Below are 15,769 nucleotides of genomic sequence, written 5' to 3'. Positions count from 1 at the left end.
TACGGCAAGAAGGTCGAGGTCGACGACCCGTGGGGCTACGGCCGCTCCCTGGAGTGGGCCACGTCCTGCCCGCCCCCGCGGCACAACTTCCTCACCCTCCCGCGCATCCGCAGCGAATCCCCGGCGTTCGACCTCCACCACCCGGAGATCGCCGCTCTGGACCAGCTGGAGAACGCGCACCACGGTGACAAGGCCCTCGCCGGCGGCAAGGAGGCGGGCAAGTGAAGGTCCAGGGCAGGATGTTCATGTGGCTGAGCGTCTTCGTGCTCGCCACGGCCGTCGTCTACGGCGTCTGGTCCAAGGAGGCGGCCGGTACCACGGCCCTCTTCATGGCCTTCGGCCTGTGCATCATGGTCGGCTTCTACCTGGGCTTCACGGCCCGGCGGATCGACACGCTCGCGCAGGACAACAAGGAGGCCGACGTCGCGGACGAGGCCGGCGAGGTCGGCTTCTTCAGCCCGCACAGCTGGCAGCCCCTCGCCCTCGGCATCGGCGGCGCGCTGGCCTTCCTCGGCGTGGCCATCGGCTGGTGGCTGCTGTACTTCTCGGCACCGCTCATCATGATCGGCCTGTTCGGCTGGGTCTTCGAGTACTACCGCGGTGAAAACCGCACCCAGTAGCACGCACCGCACCGCCGGGAGCCCGGACACTCCGTCAGGAGGGTCCGGGCTCCCGCTTTTGCCGCAGCGCCGGTCCCTCGTCCGGGTTACCCACCGCGCGGCAACCGGCGAGGCTTCCTAGCGTGAGGTCATGAGCCACACTCCCCGCACCCGCACCGTCGTCGGCTGCACCCTGCTGGTGATCTCGCTCGGCGCGGGCGTCACCGCCTGCGGGTCCGACGGCAACCCGCTGTCGGCCAAGCCGTACGACGCGGCAGGGCAGATCTCCTTCAACGGCCCGTCGGGCCACGGCAAGAAGGCCGATCCGGACAAGCCCCTGGTGGTCACCGCCTCCGGTGACGACGGGCGTATCACGGACGTGACGGCCGTGGACGCCACGGGACGCTACGTCACGGGCGAACTCGCCGCCGACGGCAGCCGCTGGCACAGCACCTCCCCGCTGGCCGCCAACGCCCACTACACGGTGCGGGTGAGCACGGAGGACGAGGACGGCGCCCCCGGCCGCAAGGTCCTCGCCTTCGACACCAGCAAGCCCACCACCAAGAAGAGCCTGACCGTGAAGTTCGGTCCGGACGCGGGCCAGTACGGCGTCGGGCAGCCGGTCACCGCCGAACTGAACAAGCCGGTCAAGGACAAGGCGCAGCGGGCCATCGTGGAACGCGCCCTCAGGGTGGACTCGGTGCCCGCCGTGGAGGGCGCCTGGCACTGGGTGGACGACAAGACGCTCCACTACCGCCCCAAGGACTTCTGGCCCGTCCACGCCACCATCCAGGCCCACAGCAACCTCGACGGCGTGAAGATCAGCGACCGCCTGTGGGGCGGCAGGTCCAAGGACCTCAAGCTCACCACCGGCGACAAGATCGTCGCCGTGACGGACGCCTCGTCGCACTCGATGACGGTCTACAAGAACGGCGAGGAGATCAACGAGATCCCCGTCACCACCGGCAAGCCCGGCTTCGAGACCCGAAACGGCGTCAAGGTCGTACTGGGCAAGGAGTACTTCGTACGGATGCGCGGTACCACCGTCGGCATCTCCGAGGGCTCCTCGGACTCGTACGACCTCCCCGTGTACTACGCCACCCGCGTCACCTGGAGCGGCGAGTACGTCCACGCCGCCCCCTGGTCCGTCGGCTCCCAGGGCTCGGCGAACGTCAGCCACGGCTGCACCGGCATGAGTACCAGCAACGCCGAGTGGTTCTTCGACACCATCCATGAGGGTGATGTGGTGAAGGTCGTGAATTCGAACGGCGACGAGATGGAACCGTTCGGCAACGGTTTCGGCGACTGGAACCTGGGCTGGAAGAACTGGCGGAGCGGCAGCGCCCTGGTCGGTGGAACCCCGGACGGCCCGAAGCCGCAGGACGTGGCACGGCTGCGCCCAGAGTCGGTGTGAGGCGCGCCCCGGAAGGACGCGAGGAACAACGAACGGCCCGCAGCCTCGTGGCTGCGGGCCGCCTCGTTCCACTAGGCGTTCAAGGCCCGCTTCTCGCGCAGCAGAGAGGCCAGCGAGGCCGCGAACTCGACAGGGTCCACCGGCAGCGTCACAGCCGCGTCAGCGCGGCTCCACGTGGCCAGCCAGGCATCCTGCGGCCGCCCGATCAGGACCAGCACCGGCGGGCAGTTGAAGACTTCGTCCTTGACCTGACGGCACAACCCCATGCCTCCCATCGGCACGGACTCGCCGTCGAAGACGCAGACGTCGATGCCACCCCGGTCCAGCTCCTTGACGACCGCGGCGGGCGTGGCGCACTCCAGGAACTCGACCAACGGGGCGTCCGGAGCCGGCCGCCTGCCGGTGGCCAGCCGTACCTGCTCCCGGGTGTTGGAGTCGTCGCTGTAGACCAGCACCGTGGCGGTCGGCTGCATGCTTCCTCCGAAGGTCCGTTCCAAGGTCCGTTGCGCGGATGCTACTCCCTTGAACACGCCGTCAACACCTGTTGGAACACCGCTTCGATGGGCCATACGGGCAGTACACACGGTGCGGACACTCCGAACGGCACCCCCCGGAGTGAGGGCGGGATAAGCGACCGACATAATGTCGGTCGTGGCGACAGCAACGACAGTAGAAACCGGGCACGCGCACCCGTCGGTCAACCGGCCGAACCTCACCAGCGTCGGAACCATCATCTGGCTGAGTTCCGAGCTGATGTTCTTCGCGGCCCTCTTCGCGATGTACTTCACCCTGCGATCGGTGACCGGTCCGGATCACTGGAAGGAGATGGCGAGCCATCTCAACCTTCCGTTCTCCGCGACCAACACCACGATCCTGGTGCTCTCCTCCCTCACCTGCCAGCTCGGCGTCTTCGCCGCCGAGCGCGGGGACGTGAAGAAGCTCAGGGGCTGGTTCATCATCACGTTCGTGATGGGTGCGATCTTCATCGGCGGTCAGATCTTCGAGTACACGGAGCTGGTGAAGAAGGACGGCCTGTCGCTGTCCTCCGACCCGTACGGCTCGGTGTTCTACCTGACCACCGGCTTCCACGGCATGCACGTGACGGGCGGCCTCATCGCCTTCCTGTTCGTCCTCGGCCGCACCTACGCGGCGAAGAGGTTCACCCACGAACAGGCGACCGCGGCCATCGTCGTGTCCTACTACTGGCACTTCGTCGATGTCGTCTGGATCGGCCTCTTCGCCACGATCTACTTGATCAAGTAGTCGGGCGCGATCCCGAGCGCAGCCAAGAAGCGCACATTCCAGAAGCATCGACGCAGAAGATCCTGACACCGGGGTAATCCGTGAAAAAGCTCTCCACCCGACGACGCCATCCGCTGGCGGCGGTCGTCGTCCTACTCTTCGCGCTGGCGACGACTGGGGTGCTGTACTCCTTCTTCGCGCCCGCGAGCAAGGCGCAGGCCGACGAGTCGGCCCAGTCCCTCGCCATCGACGAGGGCAAGAAGCTCTACGCCGTCGGCTGCGCCAGCTGCCACGGCACCGGCGGTCAGGGCTCCTCCGACGCTCCGAGCCTCGTGGGTGTCGGGTCCGCGGCGGTCGACTTCCAGGTCGGCACCGGCCGGATGCCGGCCCAGCAGCCGGGCGCTCAGATCCCGGCCAAGAAGGTCATCTACTCGCAGGCCGAGATCGACCAGCTCGCGGCGTACATCGCCTCGCTGGGCGCCGGTCCGGTCATCCCGACGAAGAACGAGTACGGGCCGGAGGGTTCGGACATCGCCAAGGGCGGCGAGCTGTTCCGCACCAACTGCGCCCAGTGCCACAACTTCACCGGCAAGGGTGGCGCGCTGACGCACGGCAAGTTCGCGCCGAGCCTCGAAGGCGTTGCCCCGAAGCACATCTACGAGGCCATGCAGACCGGCCCGCAGAACATGCCTTCCTTCCCCGACACCACGCTGTCGTCGAAGAACAAGAAGGACATCATCGCGTACCTCAACGCGGTCAACGGCGACAACACCGAGAGCCCCGGCGGTCTTGAGCTGGGCGGTCTCGGGCCGGTCAGTGAGGGTCTCTTCGCCTGGATCTTCGGTCTGGGTGCGCTGATCGCGGTAGCCGTCTGGGTCGCCGCTCGGACCGCAAAGGCCAAGAAGTCATGAGTAGCCAAGACATTCCAGAAGAGAACCTGCCCGCTGAGCAGGACGCGCACGGCGCGGTGTCGGTCGCGGACGAGCACGACCCGTTCGCCGACCCGGGACTGCCGCCGCACGAGCACCGTGTCCAGGACATCGACGAGCGGGCCGCCAAGCGGTCCGAGCGCGTCGTCGCCTTCCTGTTCACGCTGTCGATGCTCCTTACGGTCGGCTTCATCGCCTCGTACGTGGCGATCCCCGCCGACAAGTCGATCTTCGTCTTCCCGATCGGTCACATCAGCGCGCTGAACTTCGCGCTGGGCCTGACCCTCGGCGGAGCGCTCTTCACCATCGGCGCGGGCGCGGTCCACTGGGCCCGCACCCTGATGTCCGACGTGGAGATCGCCGACGAGCGGCACGCGATCGAGGCGCCCCCCGAGGTCAAGGCCAAGGTCATGGCCGACTTCAAGGACGGTGCCAAGGAGTCGGCGCTCGGCCGTCGCAAGCTGATCCGCAACACGATGTTCGGCGCGCTGGCCCTGTTCCCGCTCTCCGGCGTCATGCTGCTGCGCGACCTCGGCCCGCTGCCCGGCACCAAGCTCCGCCACACCCTGTGGTCCAAGGGCAAGCTGCTCGTCAACATGAACACGAACCTGCCGCTGCGTCCCTCGGACGTGGCCGTCGGCTCGCTCACCTTCGCCAAGCCCGAGGGCCTGGAGGAGACCGACGAGGAGTTCCAGACCGAGATCGCCAAGTCGGCGCTGATGATCGTCCGGCTCCAGCCGGAGAACATCAAGGACAAGCGCGAACTGGAGTGGGCGCACGAGGGCATCGTGGCCTTCTCGAAGATCTGCACCCACGTCGGGTGCCCGATCTCCCTGTACGAGCAGCAGACGCACCACGTGCTGTGCCCGTGCCACCAGTCCACCTTCGACCTCTCCGACGGTGCCCGAGTCATCTTCGGCCCGGCCGGTCACGCCCTGCCGCAGCTGCGCATCGGCGTGAGCGACGAGGGTTACCTCGAAGCGCTCGGCGACTTCGAGGAGCCCGTCGGTCCTGCATTCTGGGAGCGCGGATGAGCACCAACGAGACACAGACATCGGCCGCTGCCGCGGCGGGCGAGCGGCGCGACAAGGCACCGGCCGGCGAGCGCGTAGCCGACTGGGCGGACGGACGCCTGGGGATCTACTCCCTGGCCAAGTCCAACATGCGCAAGATCTTCCCCGACCACTGGTCGTTCATGCTGGGCGAGGTCTGCCTCTACAGCTTCATCATCATCATCCTCACGGGTGTGTATCTGACGCTGTTCTTCCACCCGTCGATGAACGAGGTGACGTACCACGGCAGCTATGTCCCGCTCCAGGGGCAGCTGATGTCGGAGGCGTTCAACTCGACCATGCACATCTCCTTCGATGTGCGCGGTGGTCTGCTGATCCGCCAGATCCACCACTGGGCGGCGCTGATCTTCCTCGCGGCCATGTTCGTACACATGATGCGCGTGTTCTTCACGGGCGCGTTCCGCAAGCCGCGTGAGGTCAACTGGCTGTTCGGGTTCCTGCTGTTCGTCCTGGGCATGTTCACCGGCTTCACCGGTTACTCGCTCCCGGACGACCTGCTCTCCGGCACCGGTGTCCGCTTCATGGAGGGCGCGGTCCTGTCCGTGCCGATCGTCGGCACGTACATGTCGTTCTTCCTCTTCGGCGGGGAGTTCCCGGGCGGCGACTTCGTGGCCCGGTTCTACTCGATCCACATCCTGCTGCTGCCGGGCATCATGCTCGGTCTGGTGGTCGGCCACCTGATCCTGGTCTTCTACCACAAGCACACGCAGTTCGCGGGCCCCGGAAAGACGAACAACAACGTCGTCGGCATGCCGCTGCTGCCGGTCTACATGGCCAAGGCCGGAGGCTTCTTCTTCCTGGTCTTCGGTGTCATCGCGGCCGTCGCGGCGATCGCCTCGATCAACCCGATCTGGGCCATGGGCCCCTACCGTCCTGACATGGTGTCCACGGGCGCCCAGCCCGACTGGTACATGGGCTTCTCCGAGGGCCTGATCCGTGTCATGCCGGGCTGGGAGATCAACTTCTGGGGCCACACGCTCGTCCTGGGCGTGTTCATCCCGCTGGTGGTCTTCCCGCTGGTCCTGGTCGCGATCGCGGTCTACCCGTTCATCGAGTCCTGGGTCACCGGCGACAAGCGCGAGCACCACATCCTGGACCGCCCGCGCAACGTCCCGACCCGTACGGCCTTCGGTGCCGCGTGGATCTCGTGGTACTTCGTCCTGCTCGTCGGTGGCGGCAACGACATCTGGGCCACGCACTTCCACCTGTCGATCAACTCGATCACCTGGTTCGTGCGCGTCGGTTTCTTCGTGGTGCCGGTGCTGGTCTTCCTCGCCACCAAGCGGGTCTGCCTCGGCCTCCAGCGCCGCGACAAGGACAAGGTGCTGCACGGCCGCGAGTCCGGCATCATCAAGCGCCTGCCGCACGGTGAGTTCGTCGAGATCCACGAGCCGCTCAGCCAGGACGCGCTGCACACGCTCACCGCGCACGAGCAGTACGTGCCGGCCGCGATCGGTGCGACGGTCGACGAGAACGGTGTCGAGCGCAAGGTGAAGGGCTCCGAGAAGCTGCGCGCCAAGCTGAGCGAGGCGTACTACGGCGAGGAGTCCCAGATCCCCAAGCCCACCGTCGAGGAGTACAAGGAGATCACGAGCGGCCACGGCCACCACTGATCGCTGAGGCGTCGCCACGCCACGGTCGAAGGGCCCCGTCCGAACCCCGGACGGGGCCCTTTGCCGTACCCCCGGCTGGATAGGGTGGGACTCACACCATTATTTGAAGTACGACACCCAGGAGCGGCCGTATGAGCGCTGTGACCCCCGCTGGAGGCGACACCGCGGCGGGCCGTTCCTGGCCCGATCTCCTCAGTTCCCTGCTCGCCGGTCATGACCTCGGCACCGCCGACACGGCCTGGGCGATGGACCGCATCATGAGCGGTGAGGCGGCGGACGCGCAGGTCGCCGGTTTCCTGGTGGCGCTGCGCGCCAAGGGGGAGACGGTCGAGGAGATCACCGGTCTCGTCGAGGCGATGTACGCGCACGCCAAGCCGCTGGACATCCCGGGGCCGGCCGTCGACATCGTCGGTACGGGCGGCGACCGGGCCAAGACGGTCAACATCTCGACGATGTCCGCGATCGTGATCGCAGGCACCGGTGCGAAGGTCGTCAAGCACGGCAACCGCGCCTCGTCCTCGGCGAGCGGCTCCTCCGACGTGCTGGAGAAGCTCGGCATCAACCTGGACCTGCCGACCGAGCAGGTGGCGCGGGTGGCGGAGGAGGCCGGGATCACCTTCTGCTTCGCGGCCAAGTTCCACCCCTCGATGCGGTTCGTCGGCGCGGTCCGGCGGGACCTGGCGATCCCGACTGCGTTCAACCTCCTCGGCCCGCTCACCAACCCGGCCCGGGTCACCGCCTCGGCGGTCGGCTGCTTCGACACCCGGATGTCGGGGCTGATCGCCGGGGTGCTCGCCGAACGCGGTTCGTCCGCGCTGGTGTTCCGAGGTGACGACGGCCTCGACGAGCTGACGACCACCGCCACCTCCCGGGTGTGGATCGTCCGCGACGGCAAGGTCACCGAGGAGTCCTTCGACCCCCGGGACGTCGGCCTCGAACTGGTCCCCGTGGCGGCCCTGCGCGGCGCCGACCCCGAGTACAACGCGGGCGTCGCCCGCCGTCTCCTGGACGGCGAGACGGGCCCGGTGCGGGACGCCGTACTCCTGAACTCGGCGGCCGCCCTGGTGGCCCTGGAACCGGGGGACGGGCCGCTGGCGGACCGGATCCGGGGCGGGATGGAGAAGGCCGCGGAGTCGATCGACTCGGGGGCCGCCAAGCGCACTCTGGAGCGTTGGGCGGCCGCGACCAACGCATAGCGGTACGGCGGTCGTCGTCCCGCGATCCGGACACGGGTTGCGGGACGACGATCACCTCACGTAAGTTTTCGCGTCAGGTCATGAGTGACAGTCATACGGCCCCGGCCGACTGTCCGGCAACCCTCCGTCCGTGGCGGGGTGCCCCGGGTGAAGACCAGGCCGTAGGCAGCGAGGTCTGCGGCAAGCGCGGGCCCCTCGAAAGACACCAGGGGTCCTGGTCATCGAGGGAGCCCTCTGTGAGCAAGCGAATGCGATAGGGCGTTGAGCCCCGCTTCCGCGTCCCCCTTTCACTTTTCCTTGCCTCTCACAGGAGTGCGCCATGTCTGTCTCCACCGCTGCCGCCGCCCGCACCATTTGCAGTGACATTTCAGGGCCGCTGCCCGTTCTCGGCCGTGATGTCACCGTCCCGCTCGTCACGGGCGGCGAGGTCACCTACGCGGCGCTCGACTACGCGGCCAGCGCCCCCGCCCTCCAGCGCGTCTGGGACGACGTGGCGGCCTACGCCCCCTACTACGGCAGCGTCCACCGCGGCGCCGGCTATCTCTCGCAGCTCTCCACGGATCTCTTCGAGAACGCCCGCAGGACGGTCGAGGAGTTCCTCGGCTGCCGCCCCGACGACCAGCTGATCTTCACCCGCTCCACCACCGACTCCCTCAACCTCCTCGCCGCGGCCCTCCCCGCCGACTGCCAGGTCTTCGTCTTCGAGACCGAGCACCACGCGTCCCTGCTGCCGTGGAAGGACGCCGAGGTCACCTACCTCGACGCCCCGCGCACCCCGCGCCAGGCGGTCGACACCCTGGAGCGGGCCCTCGCCGCCCGGGACCCGAAGGGCCCGGCCCTGGTCTGCGTGACCGGTGCCTCGAACGTCACCGGCGAGCTGTGGCCGGTCCGTGAACTCGCCGCCGCCGCGCACGCCCACGGCGCCCGGATCGTCCTGGACGCCGCCCAACTCGCCCCGCACCACCCGGTCTCCGTCCAGGACCTCGACGTCGACTGGGTCGCCTTCTCCGGCCACAAGCTGTACGCCCCCTTCGGTTCCGGTGTCCTGGCAGGCCGAGCCGACTGGCTCCAGGCCGCCGACCCCTACCTCGCGGGCGGCGGCGCCAGCCGCAAGGTCAGCCGGCGCGAGGACGGGGGAGTGGACGTGGAGTGGCACGACAGCGCGGCCCGGCACGAGGCCGGCTCCCCGAACGTCATCGGCGCCTACTCCATCGCGTCGGCCTGCAAGGCGCTGACCGAGGCCGGCTTCGACACACTGGTCGCGCGCGAGCGGCACCTGATCGAGAAGGTCCGCGCGGGCCTGGCCGAGGTCCCGCAGGTCAAGGTGCTCTCCCTCTTCGGCGACGACGCCCCGCGCGTCGGCGTCATCTCCTTCGTCGTCGAGGGCTGGAACAGCTCCCACTTCGCCGCCGCCCTCTCCGCCGAGTACGGCATCGGCGTCCGCGACGGCCTCTTCTGCGCCCACCCGCTGGTCCGCACCCTGCTCGGCAGCGACCCGCAGACCCAGGGCGAGTGCGGCGCCCCCGAGGCCGCCCCCGGCGAGAAGTCCCTCAACGCGATCCGGGTGAGCTTCGGCGCGGGCACCCCGGACGAGCACGTGGAGCGTTTCGTGACCGCGGTGACGGAGCTGGTGAACGACGGCGCGAAGTGGAACTACCGTACGCAGGACGGCCGTTGCGTGCCTGCCGTGTGACCATTCAGGGGTGGGGACTCCGACGGGACTGGGCGAGCCGCTGGCCGAGGCGGTCGTACGGCGTGCGCCGCGGCTCCTCGGAGGCAGGCCCGTCCAGCTGTACGAGGAGGGGTTCGTACGTGGTGCGCGGGTCCGGCGCTGGGCGGACGTGACGCACTGGCGCTCGACCGTCGACGTGAACGTCAGAGTGGCCGACGAGCGCCACGACATGGGCTGGTACACCTTGGGCCACCGTCACCGGCTGCGGTTCGGCGACGGGACGGAACAGGGCTTCCTTCTCGACGAGTGGCAGATCGAGTTCGGGGCGGCGGACCGGGAGCGTCCCGAGAACCGTCTCGTACGGTCCGTCGTGGACCACGTACGGTGGCGTGTGGCCGACGCTCAGGTGCCCGCGATGCTGGACCGTATCGAGGCGGGCCGACAGATCACCTTCGGCCCGCTCACGGCGGACGCGCGTGGGGTGTTCGGCCCAGGCGGTCGGTCTGTGTACCGGTGGGACGAACTGCGGGAGCCGTGTCTCGACGTCGACGTGCCCGACTGGCCGATCCCGTCCGCGTGGTGGCTGCGGCCGCACGACGCCCGGCTCTCCCTGCAGGACGCTGATGGTCACCGCACCGAGTTACCGGCCTGGGAGGTCGTGAACTGGGGCGCGCTGGTCACCCTGTGGAAGCGGCTGAGCGCCCGCTAGGAGTCCAGCCCGATCGCGAACGCCGCCTCCAGGTCGTGCTGGGAGTACGTCCGGAACGCCACGTGCGTGTCCGTCCCCTCCACCCCGGGGATCTTGCTGATCCGGCCGGGGATGACCTCGGCCAGGTCCTCGTGCCGGCGCACCCGGACCATCGCGATCAGGTCGTACGTACCGGTGACGGAGAAGACCTCGCTCACGCAATCCAGCGCGGCGATCGACTCGGCGATCTCCGGAATCCGGTCCACGCTGGTCTTGATGAGGACGATCGCGGTGATCACGGCTGGTTCTCTCCCTCGGGGACCGTTGCTGGGGCGGGTTTCACTCTAGTCGTACGACCGAATCTGACCCACGCGTAGCAGAAGCCCAGCGTGAAGCCGACGAGGTGGGCGAGGTACGCCACCCCCGGCCCCTGGGCGGCCTGGCCCGCCGCCAGCCACTGCAGGGCCGCCCAGAACGGCAGGACGACCCAGGCGGGAAAGCGCAGCGGCAGGAAGAAGAGGAAGGGGAGGAGACTCGTCACGCGGGCCCGGGGGAACAAGTACAGGAACGCCCCGAGGACCGCCGAGATCGCCCCGGACGCGCCGACCAGTGACTGTGCGGAGTCGGCGTTGGCCACCGCGTAGCCCAGCAGCGCCAGGTAGCCGAAGCACACGTAGAACAGGGTGAACTCGACCCGGCCCAGCCGCTCCTCGGTCATCGCTCCGAAGACGTAGAGGAAGAGCATGTTGCCGAGCAGATGGACCCAGCTACCGTGGATGAAAAGGGCCGTGACCGGGGTGAGGGCATCCCGGGTGGGGCTCGCGAACAGGTCGGCCGGTACCACGCCCCAGTGGCGGAAATACGCCCGCTGGGCGCTGAGCAGGGCGTCCCCGGTGCCGTAGGACGGGACGAAGCCCGAGGCCGGGCCGAGGGCGAAGATCAGGCAGCACAGGGCGATCAGCGCGTATGTCATCGGTGCCGAGGTGTTCCGGATCGCCCGGACACCCGCTGTTCCCCAGTTCCTGATCATGGATACAGAGCATGACGTAACGGGACGTGTCCGGACAGAGTGCCTCGCCGCTGTGGACGGCCGAGCGGCGAGTACCCGCCAGGCCGTAGGGTTACGAGCCACGATCGCCGGGGAAATCGGCGATCACGGAAACTCGAACAAGAAGGAAGCGGACAGCCACGATGACGGTTCCCCTGCCGACCGCCTCGACGCGGTGGCGCTGCACCCTCTGCGGCAACCTCACGCGCTTCGATGTGACGCGCTCGTCGAAGGTCGTGGAGTACCTCCACCTGGACCTGGCCGGTGAGCCGAAGGTGGAGGAGCGCGAGGTGGTCAGTGAGACCATCGAGTCGGTGCGCTGCCGCTGGTGCAACGCCGTGGATCAGGTGGAACTGGTGGACAGGCCGGGCGCCGACTCCTGAGAGGGAGCGGCCCCGCACACGCGTTGAGAAGACGCAGCTTGGGGTGTGAGGGATGGACGAGAACTCAGGCGGGGGGCCGGGCGACGGCGCCGCCGAGGTGCTCGACCGTCCGCTGCCCGACGGCGTGCGGAGGAGGGTCGTACAGATCGTCTCCGACGGCTTCGGTGGGCTCACCGTCGCCGAACTGCCCACGCAGCTACGGCAGTACGCCCGCTTCGCCCCCAACCGGCGCGCCAAGTTCGCCGGCAACGCCATGGCCGCCGCCCTGGAGACCGATCCACTGTTCCGGCAGCGGATCGGGGAGAAGCTCAGAGAGGCCCAGCCGGAACTCACCGGCGCTCTCGACTCCGGCTCGCCGCCCCCGGCCGCGGATCCGCTGGACGTGGCGGCCGCGGCCTATGTTCTGCGCCCCACCGGCTGGGTGAAGCTGGTGACCGCCGCCGGCGAGGAGGCGCTGCGCGCCGACGCCGAGCGCGCGGACGAGGAGAGCCGGGCCGAACTGGAGCGGATGCGCGAGGAGTTGGCCCAGGCGCGGGACGCGACCCGGACCGAGACCGAGCGGCTGCGCACCGAGCTGGACGCGGCGAAGAAGGAAGCGGAATCGCTTCACCGCAAGCTGCGCTCCGCCCACAGCGACATCAAGCGCGGCGAGGCCGCGCTGCGCAAGCTGCGGGCCGAGACGGACGCCGCGCGCGCCGAGGGGCAGGCGCAGCTGTCCGCGGGCGAGATCGAGACCCGGCGGCTCAAGGCGCGGCTCAGTGAGGCGGAGGCGGCTCTGGAGGCCACCCGCAAGGCGGCCCGGGAGGGGCGCAGCGTCGAGGACATGCGGGTCCGGCTGCTGCTCGACACCGTGCTGGAGGCGACCCAGGGGCTGCGCCGCGAACTGGCGCTGCCGCCCGTCTCCGTACGGCCCGCCGAGACCGTCGACGCGGTCGAACCGGGACGAATGACCCCGAAGGACATCGCCGCGCGGGCGCTGTCCGAGCACGACCCCGCGATCCTCGACCAACTGCTCGCGCTGCCGCAGGCGCACCTGGTTGTCGACGGCTACAACGTCACCAAGACCGGCTATCCCCAAATGCCCCTGGAGAAACAGCGGTTGAGACTCCTGGGGCAGCTCTCCCAGCTCGCCGCGCAGACCGGCGCCGAGGTCACCTGTGTCTTCGACGGGGCCGAGCTGGCCGCGCCGGTGCTGCTCGCGCCGCCGCGCGGAGTGCGGGTGCTGTTCTCCAAACCGGGCGTCACCGCCGACGAGTTGATCCGCCAGTTGGTGCGCGCGGAGCCGCCGGGCCGGCCGGTCATCGTCGCCTCGACCGACCGCGAGGTGGCCGACGGCATCGCGAAGGCGGGCGCGCGGCCCGTCGCTTCCGCGGTACTCCTCAAGCGACTGTCATGACGAGTGTCGTGAAGGTCAACGTACAGGTTTAATGCCGGAATTGACCGAACCGTCACGCAACGTAGCGTCAACCGGCCATCACTGCATGTGGGTTATGTGCAAAGAATGCTTTGAGTGACGGCATTTTTTCGTGTGAGGATTTGAACTGATCACAGGAACGTCACTAGGGTCATGCCTCGAACCTCCGAACGGGTGATCACTCAATAGAAGGAGCTCGACTCCGTGGCGTCCCATCGTCGACCGAAGCAGCCGAGCCGCGCGCGTGTCACCGTGCTGACCACCGCAGCCGCAGCCGCCGTTGCTCTCAGTGCCCAGGCCGCCAACGCCGCGCCGAGCGAGAAGCCCAGCAAGGACGAGGTCAAGGCGAAGGTCGACGCCCTCTACGAGCAGGCCGAGCAGGCCACCGAGAAGCTGGACGGGGCTCAGGAGAAGCAGGACAAGCTCCAGAAAGAGATCTCGACCATCCAGGACAATGTCGCCCGCGGCCAGGAGGAGCTCAACAAGCTCCGCGACGGCCTCGGCACGATGGCGAGCGCCCAGTACCGCACCGGCGGCATCGACCCGTCGATCCAGCTCTTCCTGTCCTCGGACCCGAGCGACTACCTCGACAAGGCGTCCACCATGGACCAGTTGAGCGCTCAGCAGGTCGAGGCACTGACGAAGATCCAGGGCAAGCAGCGCGAACTCGCCCAGGAGCGCGCGGAGGCGAGCACCAAGCTCAAGGACCTCTCCGCCACCCGCACCGAGCTCAAGAAGAAGAAGGACGAGGTCAAGGCCAAGCTGGCGGCGGCCCAGAAGCTGCTGAACACGCTGACGGCCGCCGAGAAGGCCGCCCTCGACCAGGAGCAGGCCCAGGCCGCCAGCCGTTCCACCTCCCGGGTGGACCTCGGCAGCACCGGTTCCGCCTCCGGCCGCGCCGCCTCCGCCTTCGCCGCCGCCCAGTCCGTGATCGGCTCGCCGTACGTCTACGGCGCCTCCGGCCCGTCCTCCTTCGACTGCTCCGGCCTCACCTCCTGGGCCTACGCGCAGGCCGGCGTCTCCATCCCGCGCACCTCCGAGGCGCAGGCGAACGCCGGCACCCGCATCTACAGCCAGAGCGACCTCAAGGTCGGCGACCTCGTCATCTTCTACGGCGACTACCACCACGTCGGCCTCTACGCGGGCAACGGCCAGGTGCTGCACGCGCCGCACACCGGTGCCGTGGTGCGCTACGAGTCGATCAGCAACATGACCTTCGAGTTCGGCGTCCGGATCTGATCCGGTCCTCGTCCGGTCCTTCCGGTCCGCCCGAACGGGCGAATTACGACACACCACGCTGACTCCACGCCCCGCCCATGACCTGCGTCATAGGCGGGGTGTCACGTTGTGTGCCCGCGGAGGTCTTTGGCCCGCACCCCTTCACAGAGCTACTGTCTGGCGCGTTTCCCCGCACCGGGGGAGCGGTCCGTGTCCGCCAGCGGAAGGAGTGCGGCTTCCCGTGGGATCCCGTCGTCGCCTTGCACCGTCCGGGTTCGACCGAGGCGCCAGTGCCGCGGTGTGTGTTCTGTCCGCCGCCGCGGCGGCCCTCGGCGCCCTGCCGGCCACCTCCGCCGTGGCCGCGCCGCACGACGACAGCCGGGCCGAGGTGGACCGGCTCTACCAGGAGGCAGAAAAGGCGACCGAGGCCTACGACAAGGCCGACGAGCGCGCCGGGCAGCTGCACCGGCAGGTGAGCGACGCCCAGGACCGGATCGCCCGCCAGCAGCAGCGCATCAACACCATGCGGGACGCGCTGGGTTCACTCGCCGGCGCCCAGTACCGCTCCGGCGGCATCGACCCCACCGTCGCGCTGCTGTTCTCCGACGACCCGGCCGACTACCTCGACAAGGCCTCCGTCCTCGACCGGATCACCACCCAGCAGGCGGGTGAGCTCAAGGACCTCCAGGACGCCATGCGCGAACTCGCCCAGGAGCGCACCGAGGCCGCCGGGCACCTCGCCGAACTGGAGCGCAGCCGCAAGGCCGTCGCCACCCACAAGAAGACCGTCGAACGGAAACTCGCCAAGGCCCGGCAACTGCTCAACCGGATGCCGCTCGGCGAACGCGCCGCCTTCGACCGGGCCTCCCGCTCCTCCCGCGAGGACATCCCCGACCTCGGCGCCGGCGTCCCCTCCTCGGGCCGCGCCGCCGCCGCGGTGGCCGCCGCCCAGTCCGCCCTCGGCAAGCCCTACATCTGGGGCGCCAACGGCCCCGGCGGCTTCGACTGCTCCGGCCTGATGCAGTGGTCGTACGCCCAGGCAGGAGTCCACCTCCCGCGCACCTCGCAGCAGCAGCGCTACGCCGGCCGGCAGATCCCGCTCTCCCAGGCCCAGCCCGGCGACCTGGTCGTCTACCGCTCCGACGCCAGCCATGTCGCGATGTACGTCGGCAACGGCCAGGTGATCCACGCGCCCTACCCCGGCGCACCCGTGCGTTACGACCCGGTCGGGATGATGCCGGTCTCGTCGGTCACGAGGGTCTGAACCCGCGCGAAAGGGT

The 15,769-nt window shown here is 68.9% G+C and carries 16 protein-coding genes, 1 pseudogene and 1 riboswitch; of the genes and pseudogenes, 14 read left to right on the top strand and 3 right to left on the bottom strand.

Annotation, left to right across the window (positions count from 1 at the left end):
- From AB0M63_RS44340 to AB0M63_RS44330, 3 genes and pseudogenes are all read left to right on the top strand, one after another.
- Positions 1-225: pseudogene (locus tag AB0M63_RS44340) on the top strand (cytochrome ubiquinol oxidase subunit I); the annotation flags it as partial.
- On the top strand, positions 222-620 hold the full coding sequence (locus AB0M63_RS44335) for a cytochrome c oxidase subunit 4 (RefSeq protein WP_355922260.1): 399 nt from the start codon (positions 222-224) through the stop codon (positions 618-620). The pseudogene AB0M63_RS44340 and the gene AB0M63_RS44335, both read left to right, overlap by 4 nt.
- Positions 621-750: 130 nt before the next feature.
- The gene (locus AB0M63_RS44330) at positions 751-2,013 is read left to right on the top strand and encodes an Ig-like domain-containing protein (protein WP_366023360.1); all 1,263 of its coding nucleotides are present in this window, start codon (positions 751-753) and stop codon (positions 2,011-2,013) included.
- Between the two features lie 71 nt (positions 2,014-2,084).
- Here AB0M63_RS44330 and AB0M63_RS44325 read toward each other — a convergent pair whose 3' ends face one another.
- A complete protein-coding gene (locus AB0M63_RS44325) occupies positions 2,085-2,486 on the bottom strand; it encodes a hypothetical protein (RefSeq protein ID WP_355922266.1) in 402 nt (133 codons plus the stop codon).
- A 169-nt stretch (positions 2,487-2,655) separates the two neighbouring features.
- On the opposite strand from AB0M63_RS44325, the gene AB0M63_RS44320 reads away from it, so the two are divergent.
- The 7 genes from AB0M63_RS44320 to AB0M63_RS44290 all read left to right on the top strand — a co-directional run bounded on the left by AB0M63_RS44320 (position 2,656) and on the right by AB0M63_RS44290 (position 10,447).
- Positions 2,656-3,276 carry a heme-copper oxidase subunit III gene (locus AB0M63_RS44320; protein ID WP_019067823.1) on the top strand — a complete coding sequence of 207 codons (621 nt, stop codon included), beginning with the start codon at positions 2,656-2,658 and terminating at the stop codon, positions 3,274-3,276.
- 80 nt (positions 3,277-3,356) lie between these two features.
- Positions 3,357-4,166 (top strand): c-type cytochrome, encoded by an 810-nt coding sequence (locus AB0M63_RS44315; protein WP_355922270.1) that lies wholly within the window; start codon positions 3,357-3,359, stop codon positions 4,164-4,166.
- Positions 4,163-5,218 (top strand): Rieske 2Fe-2S domain-containing protein, encoded by a 1,056-nt coding sequence (locus AB0M63_RS44310; protein WP_355922273.1) that lies wholly within the window; start codon positions 4,163-4,165, stop codon positions 5,216-5,218. The genes AB0M63_RS44315 and AB0M63_RS44310 overlap by 4 nt, the downstream gene beginning before the upstream one ends.
- Positions 5,215-6,870, top strand: a complete 1,656-nt coding sequence (locus tag AB0M63_RS44305) for a cytochrome bc complex cytochrome b subunit (RefSeq protein WP_355922276.1) — start codon at positions 5,215-5,217, stop codon at positions 6,868-6,870. Before AB0M63_RS44310 ends, AB0M63_RS44305 begins: the two co-directional genes overlap by 4 nt.
- Before the next feature lie 131 nt (positions 6,871-7,001).
- Entirely contained in the window at positions 7,002-8,066 is a 1,065-nt protein-coding gene (gene trpD, locus AB0M63_RS44300) for an anthranilate phosphoribosyltransferase (RefSeq protein WP_355922279.1), read from the top strand.
- A 76-nt stretch (positions 8,067-8,142) separates the two neighbouring features.
- Positions 8,143-8,259, top strand: a riboswitch (SAM riboswitch).
- Between the two features lie 126 nt (positions 8,260-8,385).
- Complete coding sequence (locus AB0M63_RS44295) at positions 8,386-9,759, top strand: aminotransferase class V-fold PLP-dependent enzyme (RefSeq protein ID WP_355922282.1); 1,374 nt, start codon at positions 8,386-8,388, stop codon at positions 9,757-9,759.
- A 10-nt stretch (positions 9,760-9,769) separates the two neighbouring features.
- The gene (locus AB0M63_RS44290) at positions 9,770-10,447 is read left to right on the top strand and encodes a hypothetical protein (RefSeq protein WP_355922285.1); all 678 of its coding nucleotides are present in this window, start codon (positions 9,770-9,772) and stop codon (positions 10,445-10,447) included.
- On the opposite strand, the gene AB0M63_RS44285 is transcribed toward AB0M63_RS44290, so the two are convergent.
- Both AB0M63_RS44285 and AB0M63_RS44280 read right to left on the bottom strand, forming a co-directional pair.
- The gene (locus AB0M63_RS44285) at positions 10,444-10,725 is read right to left on the bottom strand and encodes an Lrp/AsnC ligand binding domain-containing protein (protein WP_355922288.1); all 282 of its coding nucleotides are present in this window, start codon (positions 10,723-10,725) and stop codon (positions 10,444-10,446) included. The two genes, AB0M63_RS44290 and AB0M63_RS44285, sit on opposite strands and share 4 nt — an antisense overlap.
- Positions 10,722-11,456 carry a rhomboid family intramembrane serine protease gene (locus tag AB0M63_RS44280; protein WP_355922291.1) on the bottom strand — a complete coding sequence of 245 codons (735 nt, stop codon included), beginning with the start codon at positions 11,454-11,456 and terminating at the stop codon, positions 10,722-10,724. The genes AB0M63_RS44285 and AB0M63_RS44280 overlap by 4 nt, the downstream gene beginning before the upstream one ends.
- 161 nt (positions 11,457-11,617) lie before the next feature.
- On the opposite strand from AB0M63_RS44280, the gene AB0M63_RS44275 reads away from it, so the two are divergent.
- The 4 genes from AB0M63_RS44275 to AB0M63_RS44260 all read left to right on the top strand — a co-directional run bounded on the left by AB0M63_RS44275 (position 11,618) and on the right by AB0M63_RS44260 (position 15,753).
- Positions 11,618-11,857 carry a hypothetical protein gene (locus AB0M63_RS44275; RefSeq protein ID WP_286257438.1) on the top strand — a complete coding sequence of 80 codons (240 nt, stop codon included), beginning with the start codon at positions 11,618-11,620 and terminating at the stop codon, positions 11,855-11,857.
- A gap of 52 nt (positions 11,858-11,909) precedes the next feature.
- Positions 11,910-13,253 (top strand): NYN domain-containing protein, encoded by a 1,344-nt coding sequence (locus tag AB0M63_RS44270; RefSeq protein WP_355922295.1) that lies wholly within the window; start codon positions 11,910-11,912, stop codon positions 13,251-13,253.
- A 222-nt stretch (positions 13,254-13,475) separates the two neighbouring features.
- Positions 13,476-14,510 carry an NlpC/P60 family protein gene (locus AB0M63_RS44265; RefSeq protein ID WP_355922298.1) on the top strand — a complete coding sequence of 345 codons (1,035 nt, stop codon included), beginning with the start codon at positions 13,476-13,478 and terminating at the stop codon, positions 14,508-14,510.
- Between the two features lie 220 nt (positions 14,511-14,730).
- Positions 14,731-15,753, top strand: coding sequence for an NlpC/P60 family protein (locus AB0M63_RS44260; protein WP_355922301.1), 1,023 nt, complete (start codon positions 14,731-14,733; stop codon positions 15,751-15,753).
- Positions 15,754-15,769: the final 16 nt, after the last annotated feature.

This window comes from Streptomyces sp. NPDC051576, assembly GCF_040681835.1.
Classification (GTDB): Bacteria; Actinomycetota; Actinomycetes; order Streptomycetales; family Streptomycetaceae; genus Streptomyces.
Note: the sequence above shows the minus strand (reverse complement) of the source record. Positions and strands in the feature narration are given on the sequence as shown.

Bases quoted from the DNA above. Each gene is read 5' to 3' on its own strand.
- AB0M63_RS44330 (WP_366023360.1), top strand. From the start codon at position 751: ATGAGCCACACTCCCCGCACCCGCACCGTCGTCGGCTGCACCCTGCTG.
- AB0M63_RS44325 (WP_355922266.1), bottom strand. From the start codon at position 2,486: ATGCAGCCGACCGCCACGGTGCTGGTCTACAGCGACGACTCCAACACC.
- AB0M63_RS44320 (WP_019067823.1), top strand. From the start codon at position 2,656: ATGTCGGTCGTGGCGACAGCAACGACAGTAGAAACCGGGCACGCGCAC.
- AB0M63_RS44310 (WP_355922273.1), top strand. From the start codon at position 4,163: ATGAGTAGCCAAGACATTCCAGAAGAGAACCTGCCCGCTGAGCAGGAC.
- AB0M63_RS44305 (WP_355922276.1), top strand. From the start codon at position 5,215: ATGAGCACCAACGAGACACAGACATCGGCCGCTGCCGCGGCGGGCGAG.
- trpD (WP_355922279.1), top strand. From the start codon at position 7,002: ATGAGCGCTGTGACCCCCGCTGGAGGCGACACCGCGGCGGGCCGTTCC.
- AB0M63_RS44295 (WP_355922282.1), top strand. From the start codon at position 8,386: ATGTCTGTCTCCACCGCTGCCGCCGCCCGCACCATTTGCAGTGACATT.
- AB0M63_RS44280 (WP_355922291.1), bottom strand. From the start codon at position 11,456: ATGATCAGGAACTGGGGAACAGCGGGTGTCCGGGCGATCCGGAACACC.
- AB0M63_RS44275 (WP_286257438.1), top strand. From the start codon at position 11,618: ATGACGGTTCCCCTGCCGACCGCCTCGACGCGGTGGCGCTGCACCCTC.
- AB0M63_RS44270 (WP_355922295.1), top strand. From the start codon at position 11,910: ATGGACGAGAACTCAGGCGGGGGGCCGGGCGACGGCGCCGCCGAGGTG.